At 49.9% G+C, this 14,593-nt stretch carries 8 protein-coding genes; all 8 read left to right on the top strand.

Going from position 1 to position 14,593, the window contains the following annotated elements; translation table 11 throughout:
• Positions 1-8 precede the first annotated feature (8 nt).
• Positions 9-797, top strand: coding sequence for a zinc dependent phospholipase C family protein (locus tag MUB35_RS20910; RefSeq protein WP_103731098.1), 789 nt, complete (start codon positions 9-11; stop codon positions 795-797).
• A gap of 16 nt (positions 798-813) precedes the next feature.
• Positions 814-2,055, top strand: a complete 1,242-nt coding sequence (locus MUB35_RS20905) for an MFS transporter (protein WP_033141785.1) — start codon at positions 814-816, stop codon at positions 2,053-2,055.
• Positions 2,056-2,171: 116 nt separating this feature from the next.
• A complete protein-coding gene (locus tag MUB35_RS20900; protein WP_033141784.1) occupies positions 2,172-3,407 on the top strand; it encodes a D-alanyl-D-alanine carboxypeptidase family protein in 1,236 nt (411 codons plus the stop codon).
• A 67-nt stretch (positions 3,408-3,474) separates the two neighbouring features.
• Positions 3,475-3,990 carry a nitroreductase family protein gene (locus MUB35_RS20895; protein ID WP_033141783.1) on the top strand — a complete coding sequence of 172 codons (516 nt, stop codon included), beginning with the start codon at positions 3,475-3,477 and terminating at the stop codon, positions 3,988-3,990.
• A gap of 69 nt (positions 3,991-4,059) precedes the next feature.
• Positions 4,060-5,364, top strand: a complete 1,305-nt coding sequence (locus tag MUB35_RS20890; RefSeq protein ID WP_103731097.1) for a 4Fe-4S dicluster domain-containing protein — start codon at positions 4,060-4,062, stop codon at positions 5,362-5,364.
• A gap of 241 nt (positions 5,365-5,605) precedes the next feature.
• Positions 5,606-6,058: an Hsp20/alpha crystallin family protein gene (locus MUB35_RS20885; protein WP_081960386.1), complete on the top strand. Its 453-nt coding sequence runs from the start codon at positions 5,606-5,608 to the stop codon at positions 6,056-6,058.
• Between the two features lie 144 nt (positions 6,059-6,202).
• Positions 6,203-6,988, top strand: coding sequence for an arginase family protein (locus MUB35_RS20880; protein ID WP_054351265.1), 786 nt, complete (start codon positions 6,203-6,205; stop codon positions 6,986-6,988).
• A gap of 200 nt (positions 6,989-7,188) precedes the next feature.
• Positions 7,189-14,574, top strand: coding sequence for a non-ribosomal peptide synthetase (locus tag MUB35_RS20875; protein WP_244806775.1), 7,386 nt, complete (start codon positions 7,189-7,191; stop codon positions 14,572-14,574).
• The last annotated feature ends 19 nt before the right edge of the window (positions 14,575-14,593 follow it).

Below are 14,593 nucleotides of genomic sequence, written 5' to 3'. Positions count from 1 at the left end.
AAAGAGACATGCCAACAACTTACACACATGACATTTTCGGCAAGGAGGTATATAAAAGACTTCCTTCTGAGATAAAAGAGGCAATCAGGGAATCCAAAAGTATGTATCTGATCGGCCTGCACGGACCTGATATTTTGTTTTACTATCAGCCCCTGATGAAAAACAGGGTGAGCGGGCTGGGACACCAGGTTCACCAGAGAGAGGCCGCAGAATTTTTCTGTCAGGCTGTTGTAAAATACCAGGAGGAGCCGACTGCGCAGATGTTATCCTATCTGCTGGGATTTGGATGCCACTACATTTTGGACAGCGCCTGCCATCCCTATGTACGGCGGTTTGAAAAGGAAACCGGTGCGTCCCATTCAGAGATTGAATCTGAGCTTGACCGGTACTATATGCTGCGTGAGGGAAAGGACCCGTTTACCTACAGACCTGCCGTAAATATCTTCCCCACAATGGAGGGCTGCAGGACCATAAGCAGGGCCTTTGGGAAGATCACAGTGAAGCAGGCGGCAAAAGCACTTCACGGTATGAGATTTTACACCGGAGCCCTTGTCTGCAGCAGCAGCCTGAAGAGAAAGGGACTGCTGGGAATCATGAAGCTGTTTGGATGCCGGGACACTCTGGGAGGCCATATCATACCGGCAAAGCCGGACAGAAGATGTGATATGGCAACAGATGTACTGCGTCATCTGTATGAAGAGGCATTGGATGAGGCGGTGGAAGCACTTACAAATCTGTACGGCTGCATGGTAAAGGAAGAGCGGCTGTCGCAGCGCTTCGGCAGAAATTTCGGCTGAGAAGAACGGGGGGCATATGAAGGGATTAACCAAACTGGAGAAACAGTGGGTACTGTATGATGTGGGGAACTCAGCGTTCGTCATGCTGTGTACCACGATCATTCCCATTTATTTTAAGAATATAGCCACAGCGGAGGGGATTTCCCTGGCGGATTCCACAGCGTATCTAAGCTATGCACTGTCTGTGTGTACCATCCTGGTAGCGCTCATGGGTCCGGTGTTCGGAACCCTGGCGGACACAAAAGGGTATAAGAAACCCATGTTCGCCACTTTTTTTGTGATCGGCGTAGTCGGGTGTCTTTCTCTTGCCATACCCAAGGAATGGCTGGCTTTTCTGGTGGTACTGGTGATCGCCAAGACCACATATAGTATGAGCCTGATCTTCTATGATTCCATGCTGGCAGATGTGACTGTGGATGAGAGGATGGACATGGTTTCCTCCCATGGCTATGCGTGGGGGTATATCGGGAGCTGTATTCCCTTTATCGCCTGTCTGCTCCTCATACTTTTTGCAGAGAAGCTGGGTATCTCAGGCGTTACGGCAACCATGATCTCTTTTGGGATCACAGGGATCTGGTGGTTTGCAGTCACGATTCCCCTATTGAAAAATTATAATCAGAAGCATTGGGTGGAGGTAAAGGGCAGCCCGGTAAAGGAGAGCTTTTCCAGACTGAAAAAAGTGCTCTTTAAGATCAATAAGGACAAAAAGGTGCTTTATTTTCTGGGCGCGTTTTTCTTCTATATTGACGGCGTTTACACCATCATCGACCTGGCTACCTCCTACGGAAAGGACGTGGGAATTGATGACACGCATCTTCTTCTGGCACTGCTGCTGACACAGATTGTAGCGTTTCCCTGTTCTCTTTTGTTTGGAAAGTTCTCGGCAAGATTTAAGAGTGAGAAGCTGATCAAAGTATGTATACTGGGATATTTGGGAATCGCACTGTTTGCCCTTCAGCTTGACAGGGCATGGGAATTCTGGTTCTTAGCAGTCTGCGTGGCTGTATTTCAGGGGGCCATCCAGGCGCTTTCCAGATCTTATTTTGCAAGGATCATTCCCAAGGAAAACTCCAGCGAGTATTTCGGGTTTTATGATATATTCGGAAAGGGAGCGGCGTTCATGGGAACCATGCTCATGGGCATTTCCACACAGTTGAGCGGAAGTTCAAGGACAGGAGTGGGAATGCTGGCGGTGATGTTTATCATCGGATTTTTCCTGTTCGGAAAGACAGAGAAAATCAGCCGCAGCGCTGCATGACAAAGAACGGAAGCTGTACTGTAACCGGGGCGGACCGGTTTGGTACAGCTTTTTGTTATAATCCTCCCGGGACAGGCATATAATGTATAAGAAATTTTGTGTGCAGGGATGGAAGCATGAAAAAAATTATAAGCTGGATTTTGGTATGCGCAGTGATAACCGGGTGCTTCGTGGTACATAGAGATACCGTCTGGGCAGAGGAAAATGGACAGGGTGTTGGCAGCCTGTACGCCACCTCAGCGGTACTTATGGATGCGGACTCAGGAAGGATACTCTATGAAAAAAACGGGTTTGAGAAAAGGCCCATGGCCAGTACCACTAAGATCATGACCTGTATTCTGGCTTTGGAGAAGGGCAACGCGGAGGATATTGTGACAGCATCCGCCTATGCGGCATCCAGGCCGAAAGTACATCTGGGAGTGACAGAGGGAGAAACCTTCCGTTTTGGAGACCTTTTGTATTCTCTGATGCTGGAGAGCCACAATGATGCGGCTGTGATGATCGCGGAACATCTGGGAGGAAGTGTGGAGGGATTCGCGGATATGATGAACGCCAAGGCCGGAGAACTGGGGTGTGAGGATACTTATTTTATCACACCCAACGGCCTGGATGCCGCTGTCACAGTGGGGGAGGAACAGAAGGTGCATTCCACAACAGCGGCAGACCTGGCACGTATCATGAAGTATTGTATCAAAGAATCTCCCTGCAGGGAGGAATTTCTTAACGTGACAAGGACGGCCTCCTACAGTTTCTCGGACGCGGAGGGAAAGCGGAGCTTTTCCTGCAACAACCACAATGCTTTTCTGAACATGATGGAGGGTGCCCTCACCGGAAAAACCGGGTTTACGGCAAATGCCGGTTACTGCTATGTAGGTGCCCTCACCAGGGACGGCAGAACATTCATTGTTGCCCTTCTGGCATGCGGATGGCCGAATAACAAGACCTACAAATGGAAGGATACCACAAAACTTATGAATTACGGGCTGGAAAATTACAGTTACCGTTCCTTTTCTGACGCGGCACTTCCCGATATACCGGCAGCCATACCGGTTCAGAACGGACAGAGTGAAACCCTGGGAGATACAGCCCTTACTGAGGTGGAGGCTGAGACAGCTAAGGACTTCGGTATGCTGATGCGCCGGGATGAGGAAATTGAAGTGAGTTATGAGGGAAAAGAGACTTTGAAAGCACCGGTCAAAGCGGGAACGCAGGTGGGAACCATCACTTACCGGGTGGGAGGCCAGACATTTCTCACTTGTCCGGTGAAAATCAGGCAGTCTGTCAAGAAGATAGATTTTCCCTGGTGTCTGGAAAAGACCATGGACAAATGGGCATTCGGCGCAGCAGGCTGATCGCGGGGCACTTTACAATTTTTGACGTTGTGATAAAATAAAAGAAAAAACAAGGAGGAATCAGAACATGAATGCAGTGATGGAAAATATTTTGACCAGAAGAAGTATCCGGGCATTTCAAAATAAGGAAATTCCACGAGAAGAGCTGGAACAGATCATCCGGGCCGGACTCTATGCGCCCAGCGGACAGAACCGTCAGACATGGAAATTTACCGTGGTGACAGACCGGGAGCAGATCGGGAAGCTGGCGGAAGTCATAGGAAGGAAACTGGGAAGAGACGGGTATGACATGTACAGCCCTCAGGTTCTGATCATTCCGTCCAATGAAAAGGAAAATCAGCATTCCATGGAGGACAATGCCTGTGCTCTGGAAAATATGTTTCTGGCGGCTCATTCCTTCGGGATTGGTTCTGTCTGGATCAACCAGATGCGGGATATCTGCGATGAGCCTGAGGTGCGGGAGATGTTAAGGAGCTGGGAGATACCGGATTCCCACAGGGTATTCGGCATGGCTGCCCTTGGATATGCTGCGGCATCAGAGAAAAAAGAAGTGAAAAAAACAGGAGAGGTACATTTTGTGTAACAGCCAGGCAGGTATCCGCATTTTCCGTGCGGACCGTAAGTTACCATATTGTATGACAGGACATTTAGCATGGGACATATAACATCAAAAGACGCATATAAAAATCTGGAAGAAAGAATCAACTGGTTTACCCAGGGAGCGCCGCCTTCGGAGACTTTTTATAAGATCCTCCAGGTGCTCTACACGGAGAAGGAGGCAAAATGGGTGGCACTTCTGCCGGTACGCCCCTTCACTTTGAAAAAGGCTGCCCGTATCTGGGGGACCACGGAGGCAAAGGCGGAAAAAGTGCTGGACCATCTGTGTGAGAAGGCGCTGCTGGTGGATTCCACCTACAGGGGAGTCCGCCGTTTTGTCATGCCGCCGCCCATGGCCGGGTTTATTGAATTTGCCCTGATGAGGACCAGAGGGGATATTGACCAGAAGTATCTCAGCGAACTGTATTATCAGTATATGAATGTGGAGGAGGACTTTGTAAAAGACCTTTTCTATGCCACGGAGACAAAGCTGGGCCGTGTCTACGTGCAGGAGCCGGTGCTTACCACGGAAAATACCCTGCATATCCTGGACCATGAGCGGGCCAGCCACATTGTGGAGGAGGCAGAGTACATTGGCCTGGGAACCTGTTACTGCAGACATAAGGCATATCACGCGGGGCATCCCTGTGAGATTGATGCTCCCTGGGATGTATGCCTGACTTTCGGCAATGTAGCTCGCTCCCTGGCAGAGCACGGCGGACATGCCCGGCTTATCTCCAAGGAAGAAGCCATGGACGCTCTGGAACGCTCCTACGATGCGGGACTGGTGCAGATCGGGGAGAATGTCAGAGAGGACCCGGCGTTTATCTGTAACTGCTGCGGATGCTGTTGTGAGGCTCTGCAGGCTGCCAGAAAATTCTCTCCCATGCAGCCGGTGGCAACCACCAATTATATCCCGTCGGTGGAGGAGAAGACCTGTATCGGATGCGGAAAGTGTGAGAAGGCATGTCCCATTTTTGCCATTTCCATGGAGACGGTCCCGGAGGACGGGAAAAAGAAAAGACGTCCCGTGGTGGATACGGATATCTGCCTGGGCTGCGGTGTGTGCGCATCCAGATGTCCCAACGGTTCCCTGAAACTGGAGCGGCGTCCGGTACAGGTGATAACGCCTGTGAACAGTACGCACAGGTTTGTGCTCCAGGCCATAGAAAAAGGAACGCTTCAGAACCTCGTATTCGACAATCAGGCATTTGCCAACCACAGAGCCATGGCTGCCGTGTTTGGAGTGATCTTAAATCTGCCTCCGCTGAAACAGGCACTGGCAAGTAAGCAGTTTAAATCTGTATATCTGGATAAACTTTTGTCAAGTGCTGTGAATAAAAGCAGGAATAAAAAATAAACGGAAAAAGGATCTTTCGCTATCTTGCGCTGCATAAGGCCGCGGTGCATAGAAAACGGAAGATTCTTTTTTTGATATATCAAACAACGAAGGTAAAATGTGAAAAAAGTGTGAAATTAGCACTCGCCTATTGACAGTGCTAATAATGCGTGCTATATTACAATTAGAACAAGGGAAAAGAAAGAATCCCCTGCCAAATGTAACAATTCATTGATTGATATATAGGAAAGGAGAATGACTTATGAGAATGATGCCCAGTATTTTTGGAGAAGATTTATTTGATGAATGGATGGATTTTCCTTTTGAGAAGGAGTTCTTCGGAAGGAAGAATCCGCTGTACGGAAAGAATGAGAAGAATTTGATGAAGACCGACGTAAAAGAGACGGAAGATTCCTTTGAAATTGACATTGACCTGCCGGGCTTCAAGAAAGAGAATGTAACGGCCAGACTGGAGAACGGATATCTCACCATCCAGGCATCCAAAGGACTTGACAAGGATAAAGAGGATAAGGAAGGAAAATATATCCGCAGAGAACGCTACGCGGGAAGCTGCTCCAGAAGCTTCTATATCGGCGAAGGCGTTACCCAGGATGAGATTCGGGCCAGATTTGAGGACGGAATCCTTCGTCTCACGGTACCTAAGAAAGACAAAAAACAGGTGGAAGAAAATAAATATATCTCCATTGAAGGATAAGCTTCTTTGTTACCCCTCCTTTGAGGACCGCCGCTTCGTCTGTAAGCGGCGGTCCTTTTTGGCTTGCCGGGAGACAGACAGCAGCAGTTTACAAGATCTGTCTCTCTGTGCTATGGTAAGAGAAAAAACAGGAGATATTTTAGGATGAAGACAGTTATCATGAATTTTTCCGGTGTGTACCCGGAGGAAGATTTTTATAGACAAAAGGCCGGTGATTATGAGATGGTGGATTTTACCCATGCGGAAGGGGTCAATTGTTACTGTACCTCGGAGGCAGAACAGGAGATTAAGGAAAGGATTCGGGCATATGGCCCCTGCGGCATCCATTTTCTGGATTCCGGCAATTATCACTATTTATCAAAATTTTGGATGGAGATGATTGACACTCCTTTTTCCCTTCTTCTTTTTGACAATCACACAGACATGCAGGAATCCGCATTCTTTGGCCTTCTGTCCTGCGGAAGCTGGGTGAGAGAAGCTATGCTGTCCAATCCCCTGCTGAAAAGTGTGTGTATCATAGGGCCAAAAGAGGCAGATTTTCAAAGGGATATACCGTCAAAACAGGTGACCTGGGTATCTGCCGAGGATCTGCAGGAGGGCAGACTACAGAAGTTCAGAGAATTTTTGGAGGGGGAATCCTGTCCCTTATATCTCTCTGTGGACAAGGATATTCTCCGGGGCAGGGATGCAGTCACAAACTGGGACCAGGGAGAGATGAAACTGGACTGCCTTCTGGGCCTGATCGAGGAGGCGGCAGCGGCAAGGAAATGTATCGGAGGGGACATCTGTGGGGAAAATCCACCCGAGAGTGGTTTCTGTGAAAATAGGGAATTACACATAAACAGTCAGACAAATGAAAGATTAAAAGAGGTAATGGCTAAAGTGATGGTAAATTCTACCAATAATAGTAATTCTTATCAGAAAGATTGACACGGGGAATTGTATGCCTGTATAATAAAAAACAAATTGCAAATGTCGAAATATGTAGAACAGGAAAAGGGAATCTGAGGGGAGAAAAAGACGCGAAAAGTCATGGGACGGGAATGCCGTGGAAGTCTGCACATATGTGCGGAGGGCCGGGCAGTTCGGGGCCTGTGTTTTATTATGTATACGGAGGAAAAAGGGAAAGAATGGAAGAGAGAGCACAAGAGACAAAAGACATCAGGGAATTTCTGCCATTGTCAAACAGCCAGCAGAACATATGGAATCTGGAGATGGCCCATCCGGGTACGCCGATCAATACCATATGCACCGTACTGCGCATTGACGGTAATTTTCATGTGGAGTATCTGCAGGAATGTATCAGGCTTTGTTATGAGGACTATCCTGTTCTGCGCACCAGGATCACACTTCGGGAGGGAGAGGTGTGCCAGTATATTGATCCGCATATACAAAGAAATGTTCCGTTTCTGGATTTTTCCAGGACAAACAAAAAGGGCGCGGATATCTGGGATGTTTCCGTGGCACGGGAGCATATTACGCTTCTGGATTCCCCCCTGTGTCAGATGATACTTTTTAAGAGGGCGGAAAATACAGGCGGAATTCTGACAAAAGTGCATCATATCATAGCGGATGCCTGGTCCCAGACGGTTGTGACCAACCGGATCATTCACAACTATTTCCGCATGTTAAAGGGGGAGGCGCCGGACAGAGAGCCTATGCCGGACTATGCGCTGCATATTGAGCTTGAGAATAAGTATCTCGCCTCAAAAAGCTTTGAACGTGACAGGGAATACTGGAAGTCCATGCTGAAGGATATACAGCCGGCAGCAGCAAAAGAACACCCCTACGCCCAGGTCAGCCCTGTGGGAATCCGCAGGTCTTTTGCAGTCTCCAACCGGATGAACCGTATGATCGCAGGCTTCTGCAGGGAAAAGAAGGTATCCCCTTTTGCCGTGTTTTATATGGCTTTGGCGATCTATCTGCGCAGGATCAAAGGGCAGGAGCGGTTCTGCATCGGTGTCCCCACCATTAACCGTCTGAATTTCAAGGAAAAACAGATGGCAGGCATGTTTGTAAATACTCTGCCCTTTGTCAATGAGCTGGATGCATCCATTTCCTTTCAGGAATTTAATGAAAAGCTGCAGACAGACTGGTACCAGCTTCTCTATCACCAGAGAATGCCGTTTTCGGAGATAAAAAAGCTGGCTGCCCGGAATCAAGAGGGAGCCGCACCGGATCAGCTCTTCGGAATTGTACTGTCCTACCAGAACGGGCAGATCCACCATCTGCAGGGCGCCCAGGTGACCCTGGAAGGGCGCTGGCTCTACAGTGGCTACCAGGCAGAACCTCTGTGTATTCATTTGAGCAGCAGAGATGAGGATAACCGGTTTCAGGTGGATTATGATTATCAGACACAGCTTTTTTCCGAGCGTGAGATCACGACTCTGCATCAGCATTTGATGGACATTCTGCACAGTGCCCTGCTGCATCCCAAGACACCCATAAAAGAACTGTCTGTCATCAGTGAGGAGGAGGAAGAGCGCCTCATCTTTGACTTTAACCAGACAGATACCTGGTATCCGAGAAAACAGAATATAGCCGACCATCTGCGGGAACAGGCAGTCATGAATCCAAAAAGGGCAGCTGTCATATTCAGAAATGAGAGGCTTACCTATGAAAGATTCATAAGGGAGGCAGAGCAGCTTGCAGGGAAAATTGCCTGTTTTTGTCCTGAAGGAGGAAGAAATGTAGCTGTCCTAATGGAGCGCAGTGACAGGCTTCTGGTTGTTATGGCTGCTGTGGCGTTTTCCGGTAATGCATGGCTGCTTATAGACTGCCGCCAGCCGGCTGCGCGTATCAGCGAACTGCTGGAGGGAAGTGAGGCGGTTCTTGTTGTCTCGGACGGGACAGCGGAGATTTTAAATCCCGCCGTACCGGTCTTAACGGAGGAAATGCTTGCAAAGGGAAAGAGTGCCGCCTGTGTTGCTGCAGGACCTGATGACCTGGCCTATCTTGTCTATACATCCGGAAGTACGGGAACACCGAAGGCTGTGGAGGTGGAGCAGCACAGTGTGCTGAATCTGGCGGCTGCCATGGCACCTCTTTATCCCAAAGGGGCGGTTCTGTCCATCTGCAATGTGGGTTTTGATGCCTTTTTGCTGGAGAGCATCAGCGCGCTGTTAAACGGCAGGACCATTGTGATGGCGGAGGAGGCCGTTTGTAACCGGCCTGCAGGTCTGGCAGATCTCATTAACGGTTACGACGCCGGATTTATGGCTTTAACGCCCTCCAGGCTTCTGGAATATCTGAAGGACCCGGCATTTGGAAAGGCCATGTCTCATATAGAATGCGTTGTATGCGGAGGAGAAAGTATGCCTCCGGAGCTTTACCATGCTCTGCGTTTCTGTTCTTCTGTTCAATTATATAACCAATACGGTCCGTCTGAGGCCACTGTGGCAGTGAGTCACAGCGCGGTTACCGGCAATGAGATGATTTCCATCGGGAAACCTCTCGGCAACTGCAGAATTTATATACTGGACGAATCCATGCGTCCCCTGCCTGTGGGTGCTGCCGGTGAGCTTTATATCGGCGGGGACTGCCTGGCCAGGGGGTATCATGGAGATGAGGAACTCACCAGGAAAAAGTTCGTGGAGGACCCCTATATTCCCGGTGAACGTCTGTACCGGACAGGTGATATGGGATACTGGACGCAGGACGGTGAGATCATATTTACGGGCAGGAAAGACGGACAGTTAAAAATCCTGGGGCACAGAATGGAGCCTGCGGAGATTGAGGAAAAACTGGTGTCGCATCCAAAAGTAAATATGGCTGCAGTGAAAGCTTTTGACAATCTTCTGATTGCCTATTATACCTCCGGGGAAGGGCTTGAGGGAGAAGAACTTCTCTCTTACGCGGCATTTTATCTGCCAAGATATCAGGTGCCTGCAATGGCGGTGCTTCTGGAAGAAATGCCGGTCACTGCCAGCGGAAAAGTGGATTATAAAAAGCTTCCGAAACCGTATATGCCTGATGTACAGGAGGCACCTGCCGACGAACTGGAAGAAAAACTGCTGGAAATATGGAGGAAATCCCTGCAGCAGCCCGGGCTGAGCATTCATTCCGATTATTTTCTAAGCGGCGGGGATTCCCTGAACGCGGTTGCCATGCTGACGGAAGTGGAACGGGAGTTTTCTGTCCTTCCTGAGCTGACCAGCCTGTATGCCTGCCGGACTGTACGGCGCTTTGCCAATCTGCTGCGCGGCAGCAAGGCAGATGCGTCCTCTTACCACACAGAGATACCAAAGGCCCCTGACGGTGATACATATCCGCTGACGGCTGCCCAGAGAAGCTTTTATGTGCTGGAGCAGACAGATGAGACAAAGACAGGCTATCACATGCCCGGGATTTTTCTCGTGGAGGGTAATCTGGACAGGGAAACACTGACTCGTGCGTTTCACAGAATCATAGAGGAGGATGAGACCTTCAGGACAGGATTTGAGATATCCGGTTCCAGCGTACAGGCCCGTGTGCACAGGCAGGTGGAGTTTGAGCTGGAGGAAGTGCAGGGGCGGAATATAAAAGAGGCGGCCGCCGGTTTTATACGGCCGTTTTCCCTTGACAGACCGCCGCTTATGCGGGCCGGATTTTTCACGGAGGGGGAAAAGAAATATCTGCTTCTGGATATACATCACCTGATCTCCGATGGCATGAGCAGCCAGCTTGTTTTTGAACGGCTTCACAGAGCGTGCCTGGGGGAAGAGACGGAAATGCCGAATACTACTTACAGGGATTATGCCTGGTGGGTGGATAAAAGACCGGAAAAACTGCAGAAACGCCAGGAGGATTACTGGAGAGCCAGGCTTTTAGAAGACCGGGAGGAGCTTCGTCTTCCCACAGACAGGATACGCCCCGGTGTGTTTGACGGGCGGGGGGCCAGATATTATTTCCATATGCCGCATGAGATGGAGGAAGCGGGAAGAAAATTTTGTGCCCAGCAGCAGGTGACCCCTTACATGCTGCTTCTGTCCGCATTCGGCATATTGCTCTTCGGCGTGTGCGGACAGGAAAAAATCGTGGTGGGGACTCCTGTTTCAGGCCGGCGCCACGGGGATCTGAGCCGGGTGACAGGTGTGTTCGTGAATACCCTTCCTGTATTTTTGGAGCCGGAGAGAAAGAAAAACTATCTGGAATATCTGCATCAGGTGCGGGAACGTGTGCTGGAAATGCTGGACAATCAGGATACACCCCTGGAAGATATCGTAGCCATGTCAAATGCAGAGCGGAACAGGGACAGGAATCCCCTGTATCAGGTGCTGTTTTCCCTGACCGCAGCGCAGACCGAAAATCTGCCTCTGGGAGATGCGAAACTCTCCATGGTGCAGATGGAAGAAGTATCTGTGAAGATGGATCTTCATCTGGAAGTGATCCAAAGCGGAGAGGAAAGCCGTTTTTGTTTTGAGTACGCGAAATCTCTTTTTGACAGTGTGACCATTGCGTTTTACAGCCGCTGTTATCTGGAAATCTTAAGACAGATCCTGGAGCTTCCCCATCAGGAGATCGGCAGCATCAGTCTGTTGGAGGACAGTGACAGAATCCGCCTGCTGGAGGAACCGAATTTTGTGAGAATGCCTTATGACGGTACTCTGATCGACCGGTTGATCGACCGGCAGGCACGTCTCTATCCGTCACGCACGGCTGTATGCTGGGGCAGTAATAAGACATATACGTTCGGGGAATTAAAAGAAAAGTCAGATGGTCTGGCAGCGTATCTGATCAGCAGGAATATTCAGCATGGAGACAGAGTGGCCTTTCTTTTAAAACGGGATGGGGATATGCTGGCAGCCATGCTGGGAATTTTAAAAGCAGGAGCTGTCTATCTTCCCCTGGACCCTGCACTTCCGAAAGAACGGATCTGCTATATGCTGGAAAATGCGGAGGCAAAGCTGCTTCTGTGCAGCAATGAAGTGAAATTGCCCGGTGAGATCCCCTGTCCGGTGCTTCCCCCTGTCTTTGATGGTGACAGGGCAAAACTGCCTGTAAAGGGACGCAGCGGCGGGGATGTGCTGAATGTGATATATACCTCAGGAACAACAGGACAGCCCAAGGGCGTTATGATGGTACACAAAGCAATTTCAAACCTGGCGGCACATGCAGATGCTATTCTCGGAAGGGAGAATAGCTGTGTGCTCTGTGCGTCCAACTGCGTATTTGATGTGTTTACCATAGAGACGCTGCTGGCCCTTGCCAGAGGAAGGCGTGTCAGTGTGGCGGATGAGGAGGAAATGCTTCTCCCCTGGAAGATGGCGGAGCGGATGAGACAGGACGGCGCTGCGGTGCTGCAGCTCACGCCTTCCAGAATACAGATGTGTCTGCAGGAGGCTTCCTTTGCGGAAGTTCTTGCACAGACGGAGGTATTGATCCTCATGGGAGAGCCGTGGACACTGGCACTGAAGGAGAGGATCAGGAAGCTTACCAATGCCCGGATCTTTAATATCTATGGTCCCACAGAGACATCTGTTTACAACTGCCAGGGGGATATTACGGATGACAATGCCATCCACATAGGAAAGCCCATCGGCAACTGCCGCTATTATCTTCTGGACCGGGAGATGCGGCAGGTGATGCCTACCGGGACAGGTGAGATTTACATAGCCGGGGAATGCCTTGCAAAAGGGTATATCAACAGGGATGATCTTACGGAACAGGTATTTCTGCCGGACCCCTTCTTTGCGGGTGAGTTCATGTATAAAACAGGTGATCTGGGACGCCTTCGGGCTGACGGGAACTGGCAGTGCCTGGGAAGAGTGGATTCTCAGCTAAAGCTCAACGGACACAGGATTGAGCCTGAAGAAATCGAGGCACAGATGCTGCAGTCCGGTCTTGTAAAAGAAGCGGCAGTGGTGCCTGTGAAAAGAGAGGGAACCGTATCAGCGCTCTGTGCTTTTGCTGTGCCCCAGGCCGGATTTTCGGAAGGATCCGTAAGAGATTTTCTGGCAGAGAGGCTGCCTGACTATATGGTACCCGGTCAGGTGAGAACTCTTGCGCAGATGCCCAGGACCTCCAGCGGAAAAGCGGACAGGAAGGCTCTGGAAGGAATGGCATGTATTTCGGATACAAAAGAGAAAAACGCACAGGCTGCGGAGGACGAGCATTCCGATGAAACAGTTATCGCACCGAAGGACAAACATTCCGATGAAACGGTTATCGCACCGGAGGAAATCTGGCGTGAAGTTCTGGGCCAGGAGCCGGATCTGGATAAGAGCTTTTTTGTACAGGGAGGAACTTCTCTGACTGCTATTGTGGTCCTGAGCCACTATTACAGCCGGCATTGGGATTTTTCACTCAACGATTTTTACCGGCATCCCACTTTGCGGGAACAGATACAGATGATTGGAAAGAGCGCGGATCATGTCTCCGAAAAAGAGGAGAAAACAGAGGGGCTCGAGTCAAAGCCGGCCGCAGCGGAGGAACGTCTGCCAAGATATGTATGCAGTCTTTCCGAGAAAGCAGATACAGGGAAAAATTTACTGCTGACAGGCGCTGCCGGTTATCTGGGAGCACATCTTCTTCGAGAACTGACGGCAGATGATCAGAAAACCATATATTGTCTTTTGAGAAAAGGCAGAGAGGCAAAGCTTACGCAGGTGCTTTCCTTCTATTTCGGAAAAAGCGGTGCAGACAAAATAAAAAGACAGGTCAGGATACTGGAGGGAGATATTACCCTTCCGGATCTGGGACTTGACAGGGAGATATATGAAAACCTCACAGATACCATAGAAACCGTAATCCATGCGGCAGCGGATGTCCGTCATTATGCACCCATGGAGGAACTGCTTCTGACAAATGTAGAGGGGACAAAGCATATGGTTTCCCTGGCTGAGAAAGCGGACGCGCTGTATATTCATATCTCCACAGTCAGTGTTTCGGGAGAATTTTTAAAGGATGCACCGAAGCTGCCGGCAGTATTTTCGGAGAGAGACCTGGATATGGGGCAGAACTGGGAGGAGAATCCCTACGTGAAAAGCAAGATCCTGGCCGAGACGTGGGTCTGCCGGGCCATGGACAGGGGATTGAAGGCCGGTATTTTCCGGGTTGGACGTCTCATAGGCAGAAAGAGCGACGGGGTGTTTCAGATAAATCCGGAGACCAACGCGTTTTACCGTCTGGTAAAAGGTATTCTGGAACTTGGGCAGATGCCGGAAGAATTTTACCGCATGCTGCTTGAGGTCACACCTGTAGACCAGTGTGCCCGGGCCGTCTGCAGTCTGATGGGACAGCCGGGCGGTGCCTGGCATATTGTGAATCCGGATGAGGTGTCTTTGGGTGCCCTTTTGGAAGAATGCGGGCAGGTAGAGTGTGTATCTGACCAGGTATTTGAGGAAAATTTGAGAAAACAGGCGTCAGCGTCCAGTTCACCCTATATACAGGCTGCAGCGGAAACTTATTTTTCAGGCAGGGCACAGAGAACTGCCATTTATGTGGATGCGAGAAGGACGGTATGTGAACTGAAACGTGTGCAGTTTGACTGGGACCATACGGACTTATATCAGGCAGTGCGCTGTTTTAGAAGCTGAGAGGAAAGCAGGGAGATTT

It is taken from the genome of Blautia sp. NSJ-175 (genome assembly GCF_022867815.1).
GTDB classification, from domain to species: Bacteria; Bacillota; Clostridia; order Lachnospirales; family Lachnospiraceae; genus Blautia; species Blautia celeris.
Note: the sequence above shows the minus strand (reverse complement) of the source record. Positions and strands in the feature narration are given on the sequence as shown.

Coding starts and splice junctions, on each gene's coding strand:
- MUB35_RS20880 (WP_054351265.1), top strand. CDS start 6,203: ATGAAGACAGTTATCATGAATTTTTCCGGTGTGTACCCGGAGGAAGAT.
- MUB35_RS20875 (WP_244806775.1), top strand. CDS start 7,189: ATGGAAGAGAGAGCACAAGAGACAAAAGACATCAGGGAATTTCTGCCA.
- MUB35_RS20895 (WP_033141783.1), top strand. CDS start 3,475: ATGAATGCAGTGATGGAAAATATTTTGACCAGAAGAAGTATCCGGGCA.
- MUB35_RS20890 (WP_103731097.1), top strand. CDS start 4,060: ATGGGACATATAACATCAAAAGACGCATATAAAAATCTGGAAGAAAGA.
- MUB35_RS20910 (WP_103731098.1), top strand. CDS start 9: ATGCCAACAACTTACACACATGACATTTTCGGCAAGGAGGTATATAAA.
- MUB35_RS20885 (WP_081960386.1), top strand. CDS start 5,606: ATGAGAATGATGCCCAGTATTTTTGGAGAAGATTTATTTGATGAATGG.
- MUB35_RS20900 (WP_033141784.1), top strand. CDS start 2,172: ATGAAAAAAATTATAAGCTGGATTTTGGTATGCGCAGTGATAACCGGG.
- MUB35_RS20905 (WP_033141785.1), top strand. CDS start 814: ATGAAGGGATTAACCAAACTGGAGAAACAGTGGGTACTGTATGATGTG.